The organism is Pseudomonas sp. Leaf434 (assembly GCF_001425545.1).
Lineage (GTDB): Bacteria > Pseudomonadota > Gammaproteobacteria > Pseudomonadales > Pseudomonadaceae > Aquipseudomonas > Aquipseudomonas siliginis.
Genome location: NZ_LMQZ01000007.1, coordinates 570,206 through 591,954, shown reverse-complemented (window position 1 = coordinate 591,954; position 21,749 = coordinate 570,206). Strand labels below are relative to the sequence as shown.

Genomic DNA, 21,749 nt, shown 5'->3' with positions numbered 1-21,749 from the left:
CGTCCGTTTTGCCTGATTGATTCTATGCTGATACTACGCAGTGACTGTCAGGGTAGACGCACGCATGAAAAACGGCTTTCGCAGGTCGCAAAAAGGTGCGGTGGCGATCGAATTCGCCTTGGTGTTCATCATCTTTTTCGCAGTGTTTTACGGGCTGGTCAGCTACGGCCTGCCCTTCGTGATGATGCAATCGTTCAACCAGGCCACCGCTGAGGCGGTGCGCCGCAGCGTTGCGGTGGACCCGACCACGCCGAACTATTCGACGGTAGTGGTCAACACCGCCAATGCTGCGCTGACCCAACAACTGCAATGGCTGCCCTCGGCCTTGAATCTGGTGGTCGGGACCGACACCAGTGCGGCTTACGACGCGGGGACCGGCACCCTGACCGTCAGCGTCAATTACCCGGTGAGCAAGCTCAATCAGATCATGCCGTTTCTGGTGCTGCCCGGGATCGGCACGGTGCCCAATCTGCCGACGCACCTGACCGCCCGCTCGAGCCTGCAATTTTGACCGCCGGCGATAAGTTTTTCGGGCGCTTGCTCATGCGCGCCCCCACCGCAGCTCACGACTTGCCGGACCATCTCGGCGCGCCGCCCATCGGCCTGCATTTTTATCTGGATGGCAACGGCGATGTGTTGCAGATCGCCGGCCCGCTGCGGCATTTGCTCGCCCAGCACAAACCTCAGGGTCAGCCGCTGCCGCTCAGCGCCTACCTGCTGCCGCACAGTCTGCTGACCATCGAAGGTCAGCCCAGAGACTGGCAGGGGCAACTCCTCGATCTCGACTTTTCCGGGCTCAATGGTCAGCCCCTGCACCTTCGCGGCTGGGTGCAGCCACTAAACGATGGCTGGCAACTGCAGATGCTCGACATCGCCGACCTGTTGCTCGAACGTCAGCAAGCGCGCGACCGCGACGCCTGCCAGGCCCTCGCCGCGCAAGTCAGCGATCGCCTGCGCACCTGCAGCCTGACGCGTTTGCCGATGGTGCTCGGCGAACAATTGCAGGCCATCGCCCAGCGCTGGCACATCCCCTGCCTCGCCGTGGCGCTGCTCGATGAACAGGCCCAGGGCTGGCAGATTCATCAACAGTTTCGTGGCCATGACGCTCCACAATTGTGGGAGGACGGCCAGCCATTGGGCACGCCGCTGGACAGCCTCAACGGCAGCGCGCCGCAACGCCTCGCCGGCCCGCAGGGCCGCTATGAACATTCGCGATTGCAGGCCACGTTCGGCAACGCCAACGGTTTCGCCGTGCCCTACAGCAATGACCAGGGCGTGGTCGCGTGGCTGCTCTGTGGGTTTTATACGGTCGACAACGTGGCGCCATGGCTGACCGATCGCGACTGGCTGACCCTGGCCGGCGCGCTGGCCGGACCGCTGCTCAGCCGCTTGCGCGAGCGACGCCATGTGCAATCGATGGAGCGCCTGGACTCGCTGCAAAACCTGCTCGGCACTGGCTGGTGGGAAATCACTGCCGAAGAGCAGATTGCGCTGGCGCCGACACTGGCCTCGGCACTGAATCTCAGCGATCGCCTGCTGCCGGTAGAAGACTGGCTGTCTCTGTTTCACCCCGCCGACCGCGACGAGTTGCGCAGCCGTTTGCGCACCCTGCAACTGCAAGGAGAAGCGCTGACCCTGAGCGTGCGTCTGCACCGCACGGAGGCCGGCGCAGCAGCGACGTGGTATCGGATTCAGGGCCAGGTCAGCGGCACCGGTGAGCATCGGCGTCTGGTCGGGTTCATGCTCGACATCAGCGACATCCAGAATCAACAACAGCGCGCCGCTGCCGCCCATGCGCGGCTGGATAATCTGATTGCCAGTTCACCGGCGGTGATCTACGTGCAGCGCTATGCAGAAGGCGCGCTGATCCCGGCGTTTTTCAGCGCCAGCCTGCAACCCTTGCTGGGCTGGACGCTGGAAGATTGCGATGCAGCAACACTGGCCGAGCGCGTCCATCCCGACGACCGTGAACTGTATTTCCAGCGCAACCGCCAATTGTTGCGCGAAGGCTCGGTGCGCGCGCGTTATCGCCTGCGCGACAACCGTGGCGAGTACCACTGGCTGCTCGATGAGGCAAAACTGCTGCGCAATGATCTCGGGCTGCCGGTCGAGGCGGTGGGCCTGTGGCTGGATGTCACCGACGCGACGCTTGCCGCCGAGCAGGTGCGGCAGAGCGAGGAGCGCTACCGGATTCTGGTAGAGGATTCGCCGGCGATGATCTGCCGTTATCGCCCGGACCTGACGCTGATCTTTGGCAACCGACCCTTGGCGACTTATCTGGAATGCACCCCGGAACAACTGCCCGGCGTTGATCTGGGTGGCTGGATGTCCGAAGAACAGCGCGCAGCGTTCGTTCAGCGCTTGAGCCAACTGACGCCCCAACAGCCAGTGAGCACCGCCGAAATCAGCCTGCAATTGCCCGGACGCGAACACGCCTGGTGGGTCTGGTCGGATCGCGGCGTGTTCGATGAGCATGGGCAGTTGATCGAAGTGCAAGCGGTGGGCCGCGACAACACCGAGGTGCGCCGCTCGCAACAGCAACTCACCCAAAGCGCGAAAATGGCCACCCTCGGCGAAATGGCCACCGGCCTCGCCCACGAAATCAATCAGCCGCTGAACGTGATGCGCATGGCCATCGTCAACGTGCTCAAACGCCTCGGCAACGGTGATGTGCAGGTCGATTACCTGACCGACAAACTCAACCGTATCGACGCTCAGGTTCAACGCGCAGCGAAGGTGGTCGACCACATGCGTGTGTTCGGTCGCCGCTCGGAAATCGAACAACAGTTGTTCAATCCGGCCCAAGCCATCGAAGGCACCTTGTCACTGCTGGCCGAGGGCATGCGCGGCAAAGGTGTCGATCTGCGCATCAGCGAGACCGGCTTCGAGGCGCAGGTGCGCGGCTACGTCGATCAACTGGAGCAGGTGCTGATCAACCTGATGGTCAACGCCCGTGACGCCCTGCTCGGCAAGCGCGAGCACGACCCGGCATTCAAACCGTGGATTTCAATCTACGCCGAACGTGACGAGGAAAGCGTGCGCTTGTGGGTCGAGGACAATGGCGGCGGCATCGATCCGCGTTTGCTGGAGCGGATCTTCGAGCCGTTCTTCACCACCAAGCCGATTGGCGTCGGCACCGGCCTGGGCCTGTCGGTGAGCTACGGCATCATCGCCAACATGGGCGGCCAGTTGAGCGTGCGCAACTCCACGGAGGGCGCACGGTTCTGCATCGAATTGCCGATCGCCAGCGACGATCAGATCACCAGATAGGCCTTGCCGGTCTGCCCGCAGGTCATGTTGGCGCCCACCTCGGTGTTCATCAGATTGATGCCCAGACCCTTGAGCAGATTGTTCAACAGCGGATCAAGCAATGGGCTGATCAAACCGGTGACCACCGGCAACAAGCGGTTGCTGACATCGCTGATCAGTGAAGCCACACCGGTGACGATGGCGCCCAGCGGATTGCTGCCCACGGGTTTGTAGACGATCAGGTTGATGCCGGACAGCGTGTTTGCCAGGCTGCCGACGATGTTGCTGGTCGGCGCGGCCGGCAGCAGGCTCGGCGGCAGTTTCAGATTGGCCGGGGTGGCGAAGGGAGTGGTGCTGGAAAACAGCAGATTCTGCGTGGTCTGCGCGACGCTGGTGTCGAGTTTGAGGGCGATGCCGCCCGCGCCGTACTGGACCCGGGAGGCGGCATCGCAACTGCCGATGCCGAGAATCTTGTGGCAGGTGATGATGCCGAGATCGACCAGCGGCAACGGCGTCACGGTTGGTTCGGCGACTGAAGAGAACGCGGCGACGGGATCGATCTTGCCGAGTTTGAGATCAGCCAGAGAAGTCGTGGTGGCGGCAGTCAGGCTTTTGCTGTCGGTATCGCCGGTCGGGCAGCGGTAATCGGTGACATAGCTTTTCGCCCCGCCGGCATCCAGCGCGATGTCGATCTGCGGTGAGGGCAGCAGCTTCGGATCGAGCTGTTGGCAGCCGGCACCCAACAGGCAGAACACTGAATTGAGCGTGTCCACCAGATTCAGGCTCAACAGCGCATTGAGCGTCGGCGTCAGCGTACCGACGAGGCCCAGCACCGCATTGGTCAGCCCCGTCACCCCCGAGAGCACCGGCAGATTCACCGACAACAACGTGCGCACCTGCGCCGTGCGCACATAAATCCGGTCCGGCCCCAACGGATCGGCCTTGGCCCGCGCAGGGTCGCCAATCGCCGAGAACTGCGGCGGCTCGATCACCTTCACCCGCACCGTGACACCGGCCAGCCCCAGCACGTTGACCGGCAAGGTCGCCGCCACCGCGCTCTTACTGTTGGCCAGTTGCACCACGCCCTGCACCAGTTGCAGCAATTGCAGATTGGCATCCAGCCCCGCCGCCGTAGTGCCGGTCTGCAGTTGCAGGATCTCGCCGAGTCTGACCGGCGCCGCATTGATCGCGGCGACCTGCAACTGGCCCAGCGCGGTGACCACTTGCGCGGTTGCGCCGTTGAGCTGCACCACCGTCGCCGCTGCCTGAATCAGTTGCGTCACGGTCGCTTGGGTATTGAGCAACTGCGTGTAATTGCCGGCGCCGACGTTGAGGTCGATCGCCAGTTGATCGAGGTATTTGAGCAGGTTGATATCGGTGTGCAGCAAACCGTCCCAGCCCAACGCCGTGAGGTTGACGTTGCCGCCGAGCAACCCGGAAAACAGCGGATTGAGGATGTTCGACTGCGCCGTGTCGATGCTGGCGAGGGTGCTGCGGATATTCAGTTGGGCGATGGTCGGCTGCGGTTTGGCCGCGACTGCCGATGCATTGAGGGTGGTATTGAGGCTGACCGGCGTGGCGCTGAACAGCGCCTGCACACCACCAGCAAAACTGCTGGTGACCGTACGACTGGCGGCGACTTTGACTGCGCTTGATTGCGTGGCATCGACGGTGAAACTGCGCAAACCGCTGGCAGCGGTGGCCAGCGTGCCGCAAGTGGTGACGAGCGTATTGGCGGCGTCCACCACGTAACCATTGCGCAGCGCACTTTGCCCGGCATAACTGGCGGCGCTCAGCCCGGGCAGGCAATTGCCGCCGCGACTGACCGCTTCGAGGGCGGCGGTATCGACCACCCGCTGCAATTTGCGCTGTTCCATGTACAAGCGACCGCTGTCGACCACCAGCAACATCATCACCAGCGCCAGACTCAGGGTGGCGGCTGCCATCAAGCCGATCGCCCCGCGTTGCCGGGCCGGGCCGTTGCCTTGCGATCCTCGCGACATGGCGCACTCCTTTGCCGGCGCAGTGCCGAGCGCTACCTCCGTTGGTGAAAATGAGTGTAGACGCGGTCGGTCGAGAGTGCTGGCGTGGCGCCATTCCTGTCACCACCGCCACGGTGGGAGCGAGCCTGCTCGCGAAAGCGTCGTGCCAGAGGATTCAATGCTGAATGACACACCGCCTTCGCGAGCAGGCTCGCTCCCACAGGGACGGTTCAGAGCGGTTCAACGCGGTGGATAGTTGGCCAGAATCCGTGCGACGGTCTCGCGAATGGCATTGCTGCGGTCAGCCGGATTCGGGCGGTTGCTGAGCATTTGCTCATCGCTGCCACGCCAGACCAGTTTGCCGTCCTTGCCGTCGAGCAGGTCGATCTGAATGGTCGCGACCTTGTAGGTGATGTTGCGCGTTTCGTTGTACATCGGCGCGCCCCAGTAGCCGTTCCACGGGCCGCCCCAACCGCCGCCGTAATTGGTCGTCACTTGCTGCTGCCGGTCCTCGACGATCAGGTAGGTCTGCACGCTCAGATCACCCTTGCCACCGCCAGCGGCCGGGCGCAAACCGCGCTGATCGAGTTGATCGGACACCGCCTGGCGGATGCGCTGTTCGGTCAGGTCACTTTTGATGCGCGGATCATCGGGGCGATATTGCAGGGCCGGGTCTTTCCAACTCCAGCTGCGATACGCGGCAAAGTCGCGGCTGGCGTCGAAATCGTGATTGACCTGATTGGCGGCGCAGGCACTGAGCAGCGCAGCAACAGCGAATAGAGCGAGACGGCGGAACATGATTTTTCTCCGGGTGAAGACATGAACCTGCTGACACGACGTCAGCTGGGAGGATACGCCGCCATGGCTTTTTCCACAGCCTCGCGGATCGCATCGGCGCGTTCGATCTGATTGCCTTGGGTGCCGGTCTCGGCGCTGGCGCTCCACACTGGCTGACCATTGCCGGCATCGAACAGATCGACCCGCACCACTACGACCTGCTCTTGATAGGTGCGCACGATCGGCACGCTGTTGTACATGCCGTAACCACGACCATAACGATCATAGCCGCCGTATCCACCGTAGTAGCCGTAATCATCGCGCACCTGACGCAAACGGGTCTCCAGACGCAGATCGGCGCTGACCAGCAGGTCCGCCGGGCGGTTGTCGCGCATCGGCCGCAAGCCGCGCTGGTCGAGGGCGTTGCTGACCGCCTCGGCCACCTGCGCCGAGTCGGCCCACGCCGTGCCCGGCGGCAACTGCCCGTTGCGCCAGGCCCAGTTGCGGTAGCGCCCGTAATCACGCGGCGGCGCCGGGTAGGCGCTGCGGTCGAAGGTGGTGGCGGCTTGCGGCGGTGCCGGCGGCAACGGCCGTGACTGGGCCACGTAGGGGTTGCTGCCCTGGCAAGCGGCCAACCCCAGACTTATCAGCAATAACCCGCATCGAGCTTTCATGTCGCGCTCCGCTCAGATCGGCCGGCAGATCCAGTGCAAGTAACGCCCAAGCCCGGCGAAGCCTGGGTGACGACGGTGCGCGAGTTCCATTTCCAGCAAGTCCGCCAGTTCGGCGCGGGCCTGGAATTCCACCGGCATGTAATCGTGAAATACCCGTACGCCGCTCTGACTTTCGACCTGCCACATACCGGCGAGTTGCGTTGCCAATTCCCTTGGGTCGAGGGGCTGTTGCGGGGTCAGGCTCTGCTTCTCGCCGGCCATGACGTTCTTGCGCATTTTCTTGAAATGGCCCTTGAGCAGATTGCGATAAATCAGCGCATCACGGTTGTAGAACGCCAGCGACAGCCAGCCGCCAGGCTTGGTCAACTGATGCAGCACCGGCAGGATCGCGTGGGGTTCGGCGAGCCATTCCAGCACGGCGTGGCAGATCACCAGATCGTAGGGCTCGGTGAGCTGACCGGGCAGTTCCTGCCACGGCGCCTGAATGAATGTCGCGGTGTGTCCGGCCTCGGCAAAACGCTGGCGCGCACCCTCGAGCATCGGTTCAGCCGGCTCGGTGAAGGTGACGTCATGGCCGCGCTCGGCCAGCCACAGCGACATATGCCCCAGGCCCCCGCCGATATCCAGCACGCGCAGCGGCCGATCCGGCAAGGCCTCGGTCAGATCGGCCTGCAACACGGCGAGGCGAATCGCGCCTTTGGCGCCGCCGTAGATTTTTTCGGCGAAGCGCGTGGCCAACTGGTCGAAATGACGGTCGCTCATCAGCTGAACCGCCGTTCGCTGTCGGCGAGCTTGGCGCGCACCACTTCATTCATGTCCAGACCCAGTTCGCTGCACAGCAGCAACAGATACAGGACGATATCGCCGACTTCCTGCCCGGCGTGGGCGAGCTTGTCCGCCGGCAACTGGCGCGACTGGTCTTCTGTCAGCCACTGGAAGATTTCCACCAGCTCGGCCATTTCCACGCTGGCGGCCATGGCGAGGTTTTTCGGGCTGTGAAATTGCCGCCAGTCATTGCGGTCGCGAATGGCATGCAGGCGTTCGGTCAGTTCAACAAGGTTCATCGGGCTCTCCTGAAGACGCATAGCTTCGGGGGGATGCGGGCTGAAGGCAAGCAGCGCAGATGATCTATTGCGGGAGCGAGCCTGCTCGCGAAAGCGATGGATCATCCAGACCGGATTTGCCTGACACGCCCCCTTCGCGAGCAGGCTCGCTCCCACACATGATCCGGGCAAACCTTCTATCATGCAGGGAACTCGGCCGCCCTCGGCGTGGCCCAAGGCTCAGCTCTTTCATCAGGGATGCACACATGCGTGTAGAAAGCTTTTTCGAATGGCTAGGCCAGGCACTCGGTTCGGTCATCCGCTTTATCGTCGATGGCCTCAGCGGCCTGTTCAATATGCTCAGCAATGCCGGCGGCAACTTTGTCGACGGCCTGGCGCAAACGCTGGGGATGGACACCTCGATCATCAGCATCATCGCCCTGATCGTTGGCCTGATGCTGCTGTGGTCGGCGATCCGGGCGTTCATGAACGCGTCGATCATTGCCGGGATCATCTGGTTGCTGCTGGGGTTGTGGTTGTTGAGCTGGATTATTCACTAGCGCTTCAAAAGCCCCTCACCCCAGCCCTCTCCCAGAGGGAGAGGGAGCTGACCGCGTTGCTTTGAAATTCTCCACCGACCTGCAATATCGAGTCGAACTCACGCTTGAGAGCGACGAAGATCGGCTCCCTCTCCCATTCCCGGAGAGAGGGGGAGCTGACCGCGTTGCTTTGAAATTCTCCACCGACCTGCAATATCGAGTCGAACTCACGCTTGAGAGCGACGAAGATCGGCCCCCTCTCCCTCTGGGAGAGGGCTGGGGTGAGGGTGTTTCTGCCGCTACAATCCCCGCTCCCCCAAGGAGCCTGCATGTCCTCACTGATTACCGACTGGCGCGACCGCCCGACTCACCGCAAGGTCTGGGCGCTCGCCGCGCCGATGATTCTTTCCAATATTTCCGTGCCGCTGGTGGCGCTGGTCGACAGCACTGTCATCGGTCACTTGCCCCATGCCCATCAATTGGGCGCGGTGGCGGTCGGCGCCAGTCTGTACACGTTTCTTGCCTGGGCGATGGGTTTTCTGCGCATGGGCACCACCGGATTTGCCGCCCAGGCTGCCGGGCGCAGCGATGGCGCGGCGTTGCGGCAGATTCTCTTGCAGGGTCTGTTGCTGGCACTGGGCTTGGCCGTCGTGCTCGGCGGCCTCGGCGTGCCGCTCAGCGGCGTCGCTCTGCACTTCATGCAGCCGTCGGCGGAGCTGGAGCAACTGACCCGGGAGTTTTTCCACACGCGCCTGTTTGGCCTGCCCGCCGCGCTGGCGACGTATGCGCTGGTCGGCTGGTTCCTCGGCACGCAGAACGCCCGAGCGCCGCTGGCGATTCTGCTGAGCACCAACCTGATCAACATCGTGCTCAACCTGTGGTTTGTGATTGGCCTGGACTGGGGCGTGGTCGGCTCGGCGCGGGCTTCGGTAATCGCCGAATGGAGCGGCGCCCTGCTCGGCCTGTGGCTGACGCGCACGGCATTGCGCGCCTATCCGGGGCAGATCATCTGGTCGGCACTGAGAGTCTGGCAGAGCTGGCGGCCGCTGCTGGCGGTCAACCGTGACATTTTCATCCGCAGCCTCGCCCTGCAATCGGTGTTCTTCCTGATCACCGTGCAGGGCGCACGGCTCGGCGATGCGACCGTAGCGGCCAACGCGCTGCTGCTCAACGGCCTGCTTCTGACGGCCCACGCACTGGATGGCCTGGCCCACGCGGTCGAAGCCTTGTGCGGCCATGCCATTGGCGCACGGGATCGCCTGGCATTGCGTCGATCGCTGGTGGTGGCCGGCGGCTGGTCGCTGATCGCCAGCCTCGGGTTTGCCGTGCTGTTTCTGCTGGCCGGGCACCTGTTCATCGAGATGCAGACCGATATTCAGAGCGTGCGCGACACCGCATTCATCTACCTGCCCTACCTCGCCGTGCTGCCGCTGATTGCGGTGTGGAGTTACCTGCTCGACGGCCTGTTCATCGGCGCCACCCGTGCGCGGGAAATGCGCAACGGCATGCTGCTGACGGTGCTGCTGTTGCTGCCGTTCGCCTGGTATTTGCAGGCCTTGGGCAATCACGGCCTGTGGATATCTTTTCTGCTGTTCATGGTCTTGCGCAGCGTGACCCTTGGCGCGCAAGCCCTGTGGCTGAAGCGCCACGATGGCTGGTTCAGCGGCAAGGCTCACTGACGGACAGTCAGCCTGCGCCCCACTGCCGACGCAGAAAGTCGAGCCGTTCCGGCTGCGTCAATCCGGCCGGCGGCACAACCAGCACGGCGCGCGGATTGAGCAGGCGCAGCCACAGCCAGCCATCGAGCACAGCACGATCGCTGAAACCCAGCGCCAGACCTTGTTGCACATGCACAGCGATCGTCTGGTAATCAACGCTCAGAGACTGGCACCAGCGCCAGATGTGCTGCTCCAGCAGACAGGTTTGCAAGCGTTCGCGCTGGCGCCGGGTCAGGCTTTCTTCGATGCCCAAAGGTTCGACGAGCAGGCCGGGATTGCGCAGCTGTTGCCATCCCTGACTGCCGATGGCGCGGTCGGCCCAGGTGCCGCCAAACCAGCGCAACTGGCGGATTGGCCCGAGCCAGCGACTCAGTTGCGCGGCGTCGCAGGCGTCGAAGAAGTAGCTGGCGGTCTGACGGTTGTAATAGCTGAGCAAGGCCCGGTGATTCAAACCGAACGAGACGGTAAGCATGCGCTGCAAGTGGCTGAGCAGCTGCTGCGCCGGTATCTCGCAGCTCAGCAACAGGCCACGCCAGGTGTCCGGATCGCGCAGGCACAAGGCGGTCAATGCCGGACTCTCGCGCAAATCGACGAGAATCGGACCGTGCTCACTGACCGGCTGAAATTCGGTGCCGTCGAACAAGCGGTGCCGCTGCACATCGGCAAAGCCCTGGCGCAAGGTCAGCAGGGCGCGTGCCGCGTCCGGGGTGTCGAGCAACAGCCATTGCGCCATGGGCTCAAGCGCCGCGCCGCTCATCGTGCGCTGCTCTGATCGAGCGCGGTGAGCAGCCGGCAACTGCACACGGACTCGGCGCAGTGGTTGAAGCTGCCACCGCCCGGCATCAGGCACAGCAGCAGCAACGGCTCGCCAGACTGCAACAGTTGCTGCAACCCATCGCTCACCAGCAGTTCTGGGAGCGATACCGGTTCATCGTCCTCGACCGCAGCCTCTGGCAACACTGAGGGCTGGAGCACACCACTGACCACCGGCTGATCGGGGTCGCCCTCAAGAAAACTCACCACCACTTCCACACCATCAGCGAGTGCCGCCGAGGGCAGCTCGTTCAGGTCAGGCGCGAGGGGCAGCCAGCAATGACTCGGCGAAGCCCCTTCGCCCTGATAGAGCCAGTCGAATTGCACCGCCACCGGCCGCGAGCAATCCGGCTGCGGCTCATCGACGGTGACCACCCAGGCTCGCTGCAGGCTGTGCATGCGCTGCTTGGACTGCGCAGCGGCGGGCGCACAGACGGGTGCCCGCGCGGCCGCGAACAGGCGATTGCAATAGGGCGGTTCGAGAGACTGATCGGCACGGTGCTCGATGCGGGTCAGCAACCATGGGCGGTTGCATTCGATGAAAGGATGGTCGTCCAGGGGCAACCACTGACCGCTGCGCAAGGCGGGCAGATCGCTGTGGCCTTCGGCACTGGGGCCTCGCTGGCTGGCCTGCGAGTCTTCGTGCAGTTGCCATTGGCGGACGGCTGGAGCGACGCCACGCTGGTCATGCTGGCCCTGATAGGGCGCGACGTCTGCATGGGGCATTCGCGTCGGATCGTCGCCGAACACCAGGCAGTGCCTGTCGCGGTGATGCTCGAAGTAATAGTGAATGCGCGCCTCTGCGCACAGGCGCTGGAGCAGTTGCAGATCGGATTCGCGGTATTGCGTGCAGAAGGTGCGGGTCGGGTAGTCGCTATGCAGGTCGAAACGTCGTTGCAAGCCGACGATGCCATGCTCGCGCAGAACCTGTTCGATGATCTGCGGCACGCAGCGGCCACTGAAAATGCGCTGGCTCAAACGCAGGTCGAGGCAGTCGAGCCTCGGCCCGAGACGCACTCGACACAAACGCAAGCCATGGCCATGCTCGTGCTGGACAAGGCTGTGCAACTGGCCGTGCACACCCTGGCCGGGCGAGCCGAAGCACAGGAACGCAGAACGATGCAGCAGGCTGGCAAGATCCAGATGCGGATCGTCGATCACCACATCGATCTCGAAGGCAAAGGGTTCGCTGAGCGCTTCCCTTCCGGTAAAGGCGAGAACTTCGAAGGGGTCGGACAGGCCCGCTACATCGAGACGAAACGACGGCTCGTTGACTGGATCGAACATGGGCGGATCTCTACAGGAGGGGCGGCCGGGGATTCTCGCCGAGAGCCATGGCCGAGTAGAGAGGCGAAGTACAACTTAGGAAATGACCTACGCGAAAAGCAGACCAGATGAGTTTGCTGACCGTGATCGCACAGGTTTTCGTGAAAAAATCAGGAGATGTCCCACCGGGTTATCCGAATTTTCCACAGCTTGCGGAAAAAAATCGGACAACCCGGGCGGAACGCTATCGGGTCTCAGGAAGACAGATAGGAGGAGCGCGTCAGGCCCAGACGCAAGGCATCGAGGAACTGCGTGCGCTCGCTGGCACTGATGCGGGCACTGGCGCATTTGTCGCGGTAGTGGGTCATCAGTTCTTCCGGCGACAAGTGCACGTAACGCAGCATGTCTTCGATGGTGTCGTGGGTCTCGATACCGGCGTGGTACACGCTGCCATCGGCGTTCTGGTAGATGTTCACCGAGTCGGTGTCACCGAACAGGTTATGCATGTCGCCGAGGATTTCCTGATAGGCGCCGACCAGGAACACGCCCAGCAGGTAATCTTCGCCTTCATTCAACGCGTGCACCGGCAGGCTGGTTTCGATGCTCTGCTCGTCGACGTACTGGTTGATCTTGCCATCGGAGTCGCAGGTCAGATCCTGCAGCACCGCGCGGCGCAGCGGCTCTTCGTCGAGGCGATGCAGCGGGATGATCGGCAACACCTGATCGATCGCCCAGGTGTCCGGCAGGCTCTGGAACACCGAGAAGTTGCAGATGTACTTGTCGGCCAGCTTGTCGTTGAGTTCGTCGAGCACCTGGCGGTGCGAACGCTGACGCGCTTTCAGCGAGTTGTGCAGGCGACGGCACACGGCGAAGTAGCACTGCTCGGCGAGGGCTTTTTCCGCCAGGGTCAGCTTGCCGTCGGCATACTGCGCGGCCACGTCGCTCATGTAGTGGGTGGCGCGCCAGTAGGTTTCGGTGACCATTTCGATGTCGGTCGGGCCGAGCAGATCGACCAGCCACTGCACGGTTTCCGGCAGGCTTTCCTTGTTTTCGATCAGCGGGATTTCGTCGTTGTGTTTCTCGACGTCGGTGACCTGCACCACCAGCATTGCGTGGTGCGCGGTCAGCGAACGGCCACTCTCTGAGAAGATGTGCGGATGCGGCAGGCTCTGCGCGTCGCAGAATTCCTTGAGCATGCCGACCACGACACCGGCGTAATCGTCCATGTCGTAGTTGATCGAACTGGCGTTGCGCGAATGCGTGCCGTCGTAGTCGACACCGAGGCCGCCGCCGACGTCGATGTGATCGACCGGCAGACCGAGGTTGCGCAATTCGCCGTAATAACGGATCGCTTCCTTGAAGCCGTGCTGATAGTCAGCGAGGTTGGCAATCTGCGAACCCATGTGGAAGTGCAGCAGGCGGATGCCCTGATCCAGACCGGCGCCACGGAAGCGCTCGACCACCGACAGCAGTTGCGCCGCCGACAGACCGAATTTGGATTTTTCGCCACCGGTGTCCGCCCATTTCGACGAGGCCAGCGACGACAGGCGCACGCGCAGACCCACCTGCGGCTTGACCTTCAGCGAGGCGGCTTCTTCGATCACCAGGCCGACTTCGGATTCTTTCTCGATGACGATGAACACGTTGTGGCCGAGCTTCTGGCCCATCAGCGCCAGACGGATAAACTCGCGGTCCTTGTAACCGTTGCAGACGATGGTGCCGCCCTTCGGCGCCAGCGCCAGCACGGCCAGCAGTTCAGGCTTGGAGCCGGCTTCCAGACCGATGGAAACGTTCTGGGTGGCGATGATGTTCTCGATCACCGCTTCCTGCTGGTTGACCTTGATCGGGTACAGCGCAGTGTATTTGCTCTGGTATTCCAGGCGCTCGATGTTCGAATCGAAAGCACCGGTCAACTGACGGACACGGTCTTGCAGGATGTCGGGGAACCGCACCAGCAGCGGCAAGGACAAACCGCTCTTGCGCAGTTGGTCGACTTGCTCGAACAGATCGATAGGCGAGCTGCTCGGGCCGTTCGGACGTACTTCGACGCGACCGGCTTCATTGATCGCGAAATACCCGGCCCCCCAATGGCGAATCCCGTAAACGCTGCGGCTGTCCGCAACTGTCCATTGGCTGCCATCGTCTTTACGTGTGCGTCGTACGGACATCGAAGTCCCCTATAAAGAAGTCAGAGTGCGTCGCCTGACGTTCAGGCCGGCGCAGTCTAAAGAATGAAAATGACGGTTCGTCAGTGCGGCGGTAGACCGCACTGACTGCGTGGAGTTTAGAAACCGGTCATGAACAGGCTCTGTGAAAACCATGGCGACGACGCCGGATCCGAGAACACTCGAAGCCGGATCAAGCCGCCGGAGGGTTTCACAGAGGCTGCTAGCCGCCGGACTTCTTCGCTTTGAAACCGTGCTTGATCAGCTCTGCCAAGAGTAGCTCGACGTGATCGCCCTGGATTTCGATGATGCCGTCCTTCAACGCCCCGCCGGTGCCACAACGTTTCTTCAACGTCGTCGCCAGCTCCTTGAGCGCGTCTTCGGCCAGGGGCACGCCGGTGATGGTGGTCACCGTCTTGCCGCCACGCCCTTTGCTTTCGCGACGCACGCGGGCAATGCCGTCACCGGCCGGGATCACGGTTTGTTTGCAGATACAGGCGTCCACCGGCTTGCTGCATTCCGGGCAATGACGACCTGCGTCGGTGGAAAATACCAGGCCGCCCAGGGCGGCGAAGGATGCGGCTTTCTTGGCCACCGGCAATCCTCTCGGGAGGACAAAGACTGATCGCAACCTTGGGCAAGGTCAGCGACCGCGAAGCCCCACTCAGGCAGGGGCAGCGCTACTGCATCGGAAAACTTTGGACGCTGGACTGAATCTGTAGGAGCTGACGAGTGCAACGAGGCTGCGATCTTTTGATCCTGATCTTTAACGGCAAGATCAAAAGATCGCAGCCTTCGGCAGCTCCTACGGTAAATCTGCAGGCCAACCTCAAGCTATCCGGTGCAGCTTGAAAAGGTCGCGCAGTGTAACGGCAAAAATCGCGATTGCTAAGTGCCAATCGGCGCCAATTCATGTGTTCTTTGCGACGTTGCTTTGCTGCGCCTTGAGATAGCGCCTTAACGCGGCCAGAGAGTCCGGGCAATAAGGCTTTTCGCTGATTTCGCGCATGACCTGTTCGACAGGGATGAATCGCGCTTCGAGGACTTCTTCCGGCTGCAGTTTCAGCGGCCCGTCCCATACAGCGGAAAATGCCGAACACCACAGACGGTTGCCGGTGTCTTCGAAATAGAAGTGATCGTGAGCGGTGAGTTCGACGCCGCTGACGCCCAGCTCTTCTTCCAGCTCGCGCGCCGCCGACTCGGCATAACTTTCGTCGGCCTGGACCATGCCGCCTGCGGCAACATCCCAGTAACCAGGATAAATCGCCTTGCTCAACGTACGGCGGTGCACGCACAGCTCACCGGCGGAGTTGAACAGCATGATGTAAGTGCCACGGCCAATCAGCCCGCGCTCACGCAAATCGGAGCGCACCAGAGCGCCGAGCAGGTTGTCCTGTTCGTCGACCCAAGCGATCTGTTCGGCGTCCGAGGCGGCGCGATGGGCCGCCTCTCTTGTAGTCTGGCTCACGTATCAGCCCTGATTGAGCAGTTGACGCAAATCGATCACCGCAGCGTTGGCCCGGGAAATATAGTTGGCCATGACCAGCGAGTGGTTGGCCAACACGCCGAAACCGCTGCCGTTGAGAATCATCGGGCTCCACACCGGCTCTTGCGAAGCCTCCAGCTCACGGATGATCTGGCGCACGCTGACGGTGGCGTTCTTCTTCGCCAGCACGTCGGCGAAATCGACTTCGATGGCGCGCAGCAGATGCGACAGCGCCCAGGCCTGGCCGCGTGCTTCGTAGAACACGTTGTCGATCTGCATCCACGGGGTTTCCACGACTTCTTCGTCAACCTGCGGCACTTCGCCGACTGCCGGAACTTCGGTCTTCAGCGCAGTGTTGAGCTTGACCCGGCCGACACTGGCCGACAGGCGTTGCGACAGCGAACCGAGACGGGTACCGACATCGCCCAGCCAGTTGTTGAGGTTGTCGGCGCGCGCGTAGAACAGCGCGTTTTTCTGGTTCGGATCAGACAAGCGCGACTGATAGCGGCTCAGGGAGTTGATGCCTTCCTGGTATTCCGACTCGCTGGACGGCAGCACCCAGCTCTTGTTGTCGAAGTTGAAGCGCGGTTCGGCCTTGGCCAGATCGGCGTCTTCGGCCGACTGCGATTGCGAACGGGCAAAATCCTTGCGCAGGGCGCGGGTCAGGTCACGCACCTGCACCAGCACGCCGTATTCCCAGCTCGGCGTGTTGTCCATCCACAGGCCCGGCGGGAAACGGTCATTGGAAATGTAACCGCCCGGCTTGTTGAGCAAGGTGCCGGCAACGGTCTTCAGGGTTTCGACCGTGGTGTAGCCGACCACCATTTGCTTGCCTTCTTTCTCGGCAGCGACCTGGGCGTTCTGCGCCACCGGAAACAGTTCCGGCTCCTGGCTCCAGTACCAGCCCAGCGCGATGGTGACCAGCAAATACAGACCGATCACTGTGGCCAGCGCCCGGCTGAACAGCAGCCCGCCGACATAGCTGCGGGTGGCCGACTTGGGCTCGGCGGCACGTTCAGGCGCGCTGCCCGCGCGGTTTTTCCAGTCCAGCATGGCGATATCCTTTCAATCACTTGGGTTCAACGGTTCGACCACAACCATACAACAACGTGCCAAGGCCTAGCACCCGCTATCGCGGCACTGGCGCAAAACAAGCGAAGGACGTCGCGAACGAAAGGATAGACGCAGATTTCAGACGTTGAAGATGCGCAGCGAAAGCTGCCGCACTTGGTCGTCGGTAAACAGATGTGCAATGCCTTGGGCGTCAGTTCGTTGCTGACTGGGTATTCCATCGATCGTGGCGATGTAGGCCTGCGCGGGCAACGGCTCACCGGTCACGCTGTCGACCAGACGAAAGATTCGTGCGGTGCGGGTGGGCTGCTCGGGCGGGTTGTTCATCAGATCGAGTACGGCCTGTTCAAACACCGCTTCAGCGCCCTGCCAGTAGCCATAGTCGGCTTCGGCTTTGATCAGGCACCATTCACCCTGTTTGATCTGCGCCAGGACTTCGCTGTCCAGATTGATCATCAAACCGGCCCGCAGTTGATCCAGACCTTCGAGCGGTTGGCGCATGCTCAACAGACTGCTGACGTGCTCCAGCGCCTCTTCCACGCAACAGACATGCTGGCGCTCGTGGTCGGTCAGGCTCAGCTCACGGACCAGCCTCATCGAAGTCCCTCGCCTTGCCACTCGTCCGAACCCATCGTCCGGCTGATTTCGTGGCGCCAGTAGATGCGCCGGTAGCTGAAGTGGACTTTCTCCAGTTGCGTAAGGTGCGACGTGCCGCTGTCGAGACAGTGCGGCATCAATAGTTCGCTGCCGACGACCAACGCATCCTCCAGTTCCACCGTGTAGAAGTGCTCCTGCACGCCGCTGGCCGAAGTGCGATAAAACTCCACGCGGCATTCGCTCAGCAACTCGCCGCTGGACAGCGCCATATTCAGCAGGGGCGAAGCCTTGTCGAGGGTTTTGGTGATGATCAATGGCCTGTGCATCCGCCGCCCGGCGCCCTGATCCTTGGGTATGTACATGCCATGGCTGAGGGCCTGAACCATGATCTTGTCTTCGCGCCCGCTCTGGTAGCCGTTACCGACCGACGCCTCGGTGAAAGCGCCGGCGGTGATCAGGCCCTGGCGGCTGCCGTGGATGGTCATGAAGGCTGGGATGGGCATGGAATGGCTCCTTTTTCGGGTAGGGGTGGGAGGAAGTGATGGGATTCGAGGCGGCGATCTTCGACTTCGTCGAAAGGAATCCAGGGTTTCGCCACGGCGAGAGTGATGAGGTAGCGCTCCTGATCGAGATGTCTGGAATCTCTGAAGCGTCCTAGAATCAGCATTGCCTGGTATTTGTCGCCGGCCTGCCAAAATGACCGCCCAGAAAGCACTCCTTGTCTGACGTATGCGCGCCATTCGGGGGTGTCCGTAATTGTCGGGTCGCCCTGCGTACCCATCGGTTTCCAGCCTTTTGCGCACCATTGGCTCTGCAGATCGGTAACAACCTTCATGGCGTCCTCAATCAGCAGAGGTTCGATTTGCGGAGACATGCGGATGCTCACGGTCAGATTATTGACGAACGTCACGGTGAAAAACCGAGCCAGCGGCGTCTCGAACCCGTACTGCGGATCAACGAAGCGCAGACGTGCATCCGTCTTCGGAATGCCACCGGAAACAGTCTTGCTGCCGCGATCCCACACACTGAACGGAGCGGTTGAATGTGCCTCCATGTACTCGTAGGTTTCGCCGATCCTCAAGGTAATGACTGGATCATTCCATAGCGGCTGCATCAATTGCCGCAAGGCGGCCAGTGCAGCAGCCACACAAACAATCATCCACACCCAGCGACGTCGGCTGATTTGCCGAAGGCGCAAGCTCATCAGCCCTCCTCCCTGAGCGCAATCTCGCGGATTGACTGCGCCAACAACGCCTTGTTGCTGTCGTTGAGCAACAGATCAAAACGACTTGCCGCCCGCAGCACAAACTTCATTCGCTGGTCGATATCGGACAAATCCGCCAGCGGGCTGCTATCAAAATCAATGGTCCGGCCATCATCGACACGCTGGCATTGGCTGGTCAGCGTCAGCTCGATGGCCTGAGCGACGCCGGAAGGGAAGTTGGTGACATAAGAAAAATGATTGCCGCGCAAAAGCGCAACCAGGTGGCTGTTTTCGTAAATGGTCGGCTGGAGAATATTTTGCTGCTCGTGCCACGCCAAATGCTTCACGCTTTCGGCGATTTTCCCAGCCTCTATTGCTTCAAAGGCCACCTCTATCTCGGGATATGCATCCCCGAACCTGAGGGTGTCTTGCCCGACCGGCCAAAGCACCGGCCACTTCGCATGCCCTTGAATCTTCTCCCGGTCGCGAAGACATTTCTTCAACTCCGCCAATCCCCGCACCGCATAGAACTGATGCAACGGATAAACATCCAGAAACAGCGTGGTATTGCCCATTGCCATCATCTCGTAGACATGCCGGAACTGTTGCTCGGCCACCGACAGCTCTTCACCTGGCACCCGGGCATCCATGACAGACAGCGGATTACGCGCCTGAGCCTGTTGATATTCACGCAGGTCTTCGGCCTGTCCCGGCATTTTTTCCGGCGTGAGCAATCCGGATTCGCGTCGGCTGTCTCGCAGCCGCTGCCGCGCTTCGTATTCCTCGCGGATGCGTTCGATACTCTGTGCCGCATGCAGCAAGCCACAGCCGACCTGCTTGGAGGCAAACGCCGCCAGGCCCGCCCATTGAAAACGTGAGTCGTGCAACCACAACCGGGCATAAGCCGCGTTGATCGCCCGGTTGCGCGCGACCGGATCGGCAATCAGCACGCCGTTCGGGGCGACAATTGCCTCGGCGGCGCGCTGATAGCGCCGCCAGAGGCATTGGCAGGTCAGCACTGGCACCTCTGTCACCTGCACCCGCTCGCCGTACAACAACTCTTCGTCGCAAGCGCAGTCATCGAAGGGCCTGATGTTGTGATTGAGGCGCTGGGCATCACTGGCGAGTTCGGTGAAACATTGGCTCATGGCGGATGGACGGCAGCTAGGGGAATCCCTGAACCGTAACAGCCAACCGGGCCGGTGAAAGCGCGTAGAAGAAAAATCAGAAAGCGCTGTCAGACGCCGCCTATCAAGGCCGCTGAAATGTCGACAGCGCTGGCAGGATTGCTCGCTAAGCCCCAGCATGCGGGCACTTGGTCAAAATCAGAGGTAAAAACAAAACCACCCGGTCAGAAACTGAATCGTGTCGTCCAGCAGATTATTGACGTACGACACTCGTCTAAGGGAAAAGAGGTGCTAGCATAGAGCCACCAGTCGATCTCAGCATGCACCCTAACTAGTAGTCAGGATATGACCGAGCCAGAAGACCCCAGCCGTGAGCGTCTCAAGCACCACTTTGCCCAGCGGGTAATTCATCAGGCACGTCAGATTCTTGAGATATGGCAGCGCCTGCAACGCAGTGAGTGGTCCACCGTCGATCTTGCCGAACTGAGCGAGGCGAATCTGCGTCTGCTGCGTTTTGCCGAGCGCTTCGAACAGCCGGAACACACTCAGTTGGCGCATCACATCAGCCAGTCGCTGCAAGCGGTGGATGCCAACCGTGGGCGCCTCAGCAGCGGCCTGATCACCGATCTCAATCGTTTGATGCAGCGCCTGTCGCGTACCGGCCTGCGCCATGGTGATCAGCTCGACCAGACGTTCCTGCCGCCGCTGCGCAAGCCGATCTACGTAATGTTGCAGGATCACGACCGCGCCGAACGCCTGGCCAAGCAGCTCGAATTCTTTGGCCTCAGCGCACAGGCACTGGACAGTGTCGCGGCGTTTCGCTCGTCGATGGTCGAGCGCTTGCCCGCAGCGATTGTCATGGACGTGGATTTCAGTGGCCCCGGCATCGGCCTGAAACTCGCCGCCGAAGCTCAGGTCGGCCTCGAAGAACCGCTGCCGCTGCTGTTCTTCAGCCTGCACGAAACCGACACCCCGACCCGCCTAGCCGCCGTGCGCGCCGGTGGCCAGGAATTCCTCACCGGCACCCTTGAAGCATCGAGCCTGCTGGAAAAAATCGAAGTGCTGACCTGCGTCGCCCAGTACGAGCCTTATAAAGTGCTGATCATCGACGACTCGCGCGCCCAAGCCCTGCACACCGAGCGCCTGCTCAACAGCGCCGGGATTGTCACCCGCACCCTGATCGAACCGATTCAGGCAATGGCCGAGCTGGCGGATTTCCAGCCGGACCTGATCATCCTCGACATGTACATGCCGGCCTGCACCGGCACCGAGCTGGCCAAGGTCATCCGCCACAACGACCGCTACGTCAGCGTGCCGATCATTTACCTGTCGGCCGAGGACGATCTGGACAAGCAGCTCGACGCCATGAGCGAGGGCGGCGATGACTTCCTGACCAAGCCGATCAAACCGCGGCACCTGATCACCACTGTGCGCAACCGCGCCGCCCGCGCGCGCAACCTCAAAGCACGGATGGTCCGCGACAGCCTCACCGGCCTGTACAACCACACGCATATTCTGCAATTGCTCGAAGACTGCTCGTTCCGCGCCCGCCGCGAGAACAAGCCGCTGAGTTTTGCCATGCTCGACATCGATCACTTCAAGCGGGTCAACGACAGCCATGGCCACCCGATGGGTGACCGGGTGATCAAGAGCCTCGCGCTGTTTCTCAAGCAGCGTTTGCGCAAGACCGATTTCATTGGCCGATACGGCGGCGAAGAGTTCGCCATCGTCATGCCCGACACCGATATCGACGCGGCGCACAAAGTCCTCGACGAGATTCGCCAGCGCTTCGCCGAGATTCATTACCCGGCGCAGCCGCAGGACCTCTGGTGCACGTTCAGCGCCGGCGTAGTAGAAATGTGCGATGACTCCGACAGCCTGATGATGGCCAGCCAGGCCGATGAGGCGCTGTATCGCGCCAAGGGTGCAGGACGCAATCGGGTGCAGACCGCGCGCCAGTCAAAGCAAAGTGCCACTTTTTCATCGGAATCCACTGATTCGGTCATAACCTTGTAATAGAACCGCAATAAATTCAGGC

Annotated in this window: 20 protein-coding genes; 5 read left to right on the top strand and 15 right to left on the bottom strand. The window is 61.7% G+C overall.

Annotated elements, in window-relative coordinates:
* Positions 1-64: 64 nt before the first annotated feature.
* Together ASG55_RS14630 and ASG55_RS14625 are read left to right on the top strand one after the other, a co-directional pair.
* Positions 65-511 carry a TadE/TadG family type IV pilus assembly protein gene (locus ASG55_RS14630; protein ID WP_024011435.1) on the top strand — a complete coding sequence of 149 codons (447 nt, stop codon included), beginning with the start codon at positions 65-67 and terminating at the stop codon, positions 509-511.
* On the top strand, positions 508-3,270 hold the full coding sequence (locus tag ASG55_RS14625; RefSeq protein WP_056787726.1) for a PAS domain-containing sensor histidine kinase: 2,763 nt from the start codon (positions 508-510) through the stop codon (positions 3,268-3,270). Before ASG55_RS14630 ends, ASG55_RS14625 begins: the two co-directional genes overlap by 4 nt.
* On the opposite strand, the gene ASG55_RS14620 is transcribed toward ASG55_RS14625, so the two are convergent.
* The 5 genes from ASG55_RS14620 to ASG55_RS14600 form a co-directional block, all read right to left on the bottom strand.
* Positions 3,255-5,252 (bottom strand): pilus assembly protein TadG-related protein, encoded by a 1,998-nt coding sequence (locus ASG55_RS14620; RefSeq protein ID WP_056787724.1) that lies wholly within the window; start codon positions 5,250-5,252, stop codon positions 3,255-3,257. The genes ASG55_RS14625 and ASG55_RS14620 overlap by 16 nt on opposite strands.
* A gap of 219 nt (positions 5,253-5,471) precedes the next feature.
* On the bottom strand, positions 5,472-6,029 hold the full coding sequence (locus ASG55_RS14615) for a DUF4136 domain-containing protein (protein WP_056787721.1): 558 nt from the start codon (positions 6,027-6,029) through the stop codon (positions 5,472-5,474).
* Between the two features lie 41 nt (positions 6,030-6,070).
* Positions 6,071-6,682: a DUF4136 domain-containing protein gene (locus tag ASG55_RS14610; RefSeq protein ID WP_056787719.1), complete on the bottom strand. Its 612-nt coding sequence runs from the start codon at positions 6,680-6,682 to the stop codon at positions 6,071-6,073.
* Positions 6,683-6,694: 12 nt separating this feature from the next.
* On the bottom strand, positions 6,695-7,444 hold the full coding sequence (locus tag ASG55_RS14605; protein ID WP_024011431.1) for a methyltransferase: 750 nt from the start codon (positions 7,442-7,444) through the stop codon (positions 6,695-6,697).
* The gene (locus ASG55_RS14600) at positions 7,444-7,746 is read right to left on the bottom strand and encodes a MazG-like family protein (protein ID WP_016771852.1); all 303 of its coding nucleotides are present in this window, start codon (positions 7,744-7,746) and stop codon (positions 7,444-7,446) included. Before ASG55_RS14600 ends, ASG55_RS14605 begins: the two co-directional genes overlap by 1 nt.
* A gap of 245 nt (positions 7,747-7,991) precedes the next feature.
* Between ASG55_RS14600 and ASG55_RS14595 the strand changes: the two genes are divergently transcribed.
* The gene (locus ASG55_RS14595; RefSeq protein WP_039757018.1) at positions 7,992-8,285 is read left to right on the top strand and encodes a hypothetical protein; all 294 of its coding nucleotides are present in this window, start codon (positions 7,992-7,994) and stop codon (positions 8,283-8,285) included.
* A 308-nt stretch (positions 8,286-8,593) separates the two neighbouring features.
* Positions 8,594-9,943 (top strand): MATE family efflux transporter, encoded by a 1,350-nt coding sequence (locus ASG55_RS14585; RefSeq protein WP_056787713.1) that lies wholly within the window; start codon positions 8,594-8,596, stop codon positions 9,941-9,943.
* A 7-nt stretch (positions 9,944-9,950) separates the two neighbouring features.
* On the opposite strand, the gene ASG55_RS14580 is transcribed toward ASG55_RS14585, so the two are convergent.
* The 10 genes from ASG55_RS14580 to ASG55_RS14535 form a co-directional block, all read right to left on the bottom strand.
* Entirely contained in the window at positions 9,951-10,739 is a 789-nt protein-coding gene (locus tag ASG55_RS14580) for a DUF4123 domain-containing protein (protein ID WP_056787711.1), read from the bottom strand.
* Positions 10,736-12,082, bottom strand: coding sequence for a type VI secretion system Vgr family protein (locus tag ASG55_RS14575; RefSeq protein ID WP_056787708.1), 1,347 nt, complete (start codon positions 12,080-12,082; stop codon positions 10,736-10,738). Before ASG55_RS14575 ends, ASG55_RS14580 begins: the two co-directional genes overlap by 4 nt.
* 233 nt (positions 12,083-12,315) lie before the next feature.
* The gene (speA, locus tag ASG55_RS14570) at positions 12,316-14,229 is read right to left on the bottom strand and encodes an arginine decarboxylase (RefSeq protein ID WP_016771856.1); all 1,914 of its coding nucleotides are present in this window, start codon (positions 14,227-14,229) and stop codon (positions 12,316-12,318) included.
* A 220-nt stretch (positions 14,230-14,449) separates the two neighbouring features.
* On the bottom strand, positions 14,450-14,821 hold the full coding sequence (locus tag ASG55_RS14565; RefSeq protein ID WP_007914613.1) for a translation initiation factor Sui1: 372 nt from the start codon (positions 14,819-14,821) through the stop codon (positions 14,450-14,452).
* Between the two features lie 315 nt (positions 14,822-15,136).
* Positions 15,137-15,694, bottom strand: a complete 558-nt coding sequence (locus ASG55_RS14560; protein WP_041480663.1) for an NUDIX hydrolase — start codon at positions 15,692-15,694, stop codon at positions 15,137-15,139.
* A 3-nt stretch (positions 15,695-15,697) separates the two neighbouring features.
* Entirely contained in the window at positions 15,698-16,765 is a 1,068-nt protein-coding gene (locus ASG55_RS14555) for a DUF2333 family protein (protein ID WP_041480664.1), read from the bottom strand.
* A 138-nt stretch (positions 16,766-16,903) separates the two neighbouring features.
* Positions 16,904-17,380, bottom strand: coding sequence for a hypothetical protein (locus tag ASG55_RS14550; protein WP_056787705.1), 477 nt, complete (start codon positions 17,378-17,380; stop codon positions 16,904-16,906).
* Positions 17,377-17,883, bottom strand: coding sequence for an Hcp family type VI secretion system effector (locus tag ASG55_RS14545; RefSeq protein WP_056787703.1), 507 nt, complete (start codon positions 17,881-17,883; stop codon positions 17,377-17,379). The genes ASG55_RS14550 and ASG55_RS14545 overlap by 4 nt, the downstream gene beginning before the upstream one ends.
* Positions 17,862-18,584 (bottom strand): hypothetical protein, encoded by a 723-nt coding sequence (locus ASG55_RS14540; RefSeq protein ID WP_056787700.1) that lies wholly within the window; start codon positions 18,582-18,584, stop codon positions 17,862-17,864. The genes ASG55_RS14545 and ASG55_RS14540 overlap by 22 nt, the downstream gene beginning before the upstream one ends.
* Positions 18,584-19,732, bottom strand: a complete 1,149-nt coding sequence (locus tag ASG55_RS14535) for a DUF2515 family protein (RefSeq protein ID WP_056787698.1) — start codon at positions 19,730-19,732, stop codon at positions 18,584-18,586. The genes ASG55_RS14540 and ASG55_RS14535 overlap by 1 nt, the downstream gene beginning before the upstream one ends.
* 324 nt (positions 19,733-20,056) lie before the next feature.
* On the opposite strand from ASG55_RS14535, the gene gcbA reads away from it, so the two are divergent.
* Complete coding sequence (gcbA, locus tag ASG55_RS14530; protein ID WP_016771860.1) at positions 20,057-21,727, top strand: diguanylate cyclase GcbA; 1,671 nt, start codon at positions 20,057-20,059, stop codon at positions 21,725-21,727.
* The last annotated feature ends 22 nt before the right edge of the window (positions 21,728-21,749 follow it).

Coding starts and splice junctions, on each gene's coding strand:
- ASG55_RS14610 (WP_056787719.1), bottom strand. CDS start 6,682: ATGAAAGCTCGATGCGGGTTATTGCTGATAAGTCTGGGGTTGGCCGCT.
- ASG55_RS14545 (WP_056787703.1), bottom strand. CDS start 17,883: ATGCCCATCCCAGCCTTCATGACCATCCACGGCAGCCGCCAGGGCCTG.
- ASG55_RS14600 (WP_016771852.1), bottom strand. CDS start 7,746: ATGAACCTTGTTGAACTGACCGAACGCCTGCATGCCATTCGCGACCGC.
- ASG55_RS14615 (WP_056787721.1), bottom strand. CDS start 6,029: ATGTTCCGCCGTCTCGCTCTATTCGCTGTTGCTGCGCTGCTCAGTGCC.
- ASG55_RS14575 (WP_056787708.1), bottom strand. CDS start 12,082: ATGTTCGATCCAGTCAACGAGCCGTCGTTTCGTCTCGATGTAGCGGGC.
- ASG55_RS14550 (WP_056787705.1), bottom strand. CDS start 17,380: ATGAGGCTGGTCCGTGAGCTGAGCCTGACCGACCACGAGCGCCAGCAT.
- ASG55_RS14605 (WP_024011431.1), bottom strand. CDS start 7,444: ATGAGCGACCGTCATTTCGACCAGTTGGCCACGCGCTTCGCCGAAAAA.
- ASG55_RS14555 (WP_041480664.1), bottom strand. CDS start 16,765: ATGCTGGACTGGAAAAACCGCGCGGGCAGCGCGCCTGAACGTGCCGCC.
- ASG55_RS14595 (WP_039757018.1), top strand. CDS start 7,992: ATGCGTGTAGAAAGCTTTTTCGAATGGCTAGGCCAGGCACTCGGTTCG.
- ASG55_RS14540 (WP_056787700.1), bottom strand. CDS start 18,584: ATGAGCTTGCGCCTTCGGCAAATCAGCCGACGTCGCTGGGTGTGGATG.
- gcbA (WP_016771860.1), top strand. CDS start 20,057: ATGACCGAGCCAGAAGACCCCAGCCGTGAGCGTCTCAAGCACCACTTT.
- speA (WP_016771856.1), bottom strand. CDS start 14,229: ATGTCCGTACGACGCACACGTAAAGACGATGGCAGCCAATGGACAGTT.
- ASG55_RS14580 (WP_056787711.1), bottom strand. CDS start 10,739: ATGAGCGGCGCGGCGCTTGAGCCCATGGCGCAATGGCTGTTGCTCGAC.
- ASG55_RS14630 (WP_024011435.1), top strand. CDS start 65: ATGAAAAACGGCTTTCGCAGGTCGCAAAAAGGTGCGGTGGCGATCGAA.
- ASG55_RS14585 (WP_056787713.1), top strand. CDS start 8,594: ATGTCCTCACTGATTACCGACTGGCGCGACCGCCCGACTCACCGCAAG.
- ASG55_RS14620 (WP_056787724.1), bottom strand. CDS start 5,252: ATGTCGCGAGGATCGCAAGGCAACGGCCCGGCCCGGCAACGCGGGGCG.
- ASG55_RS14535 (WP_056787698.1), bottom strand. CDS start 19,732: ATGAGCCAATGTTTCACCGAACTCGCCAGTGATGCCCAGCGCCTCAAT.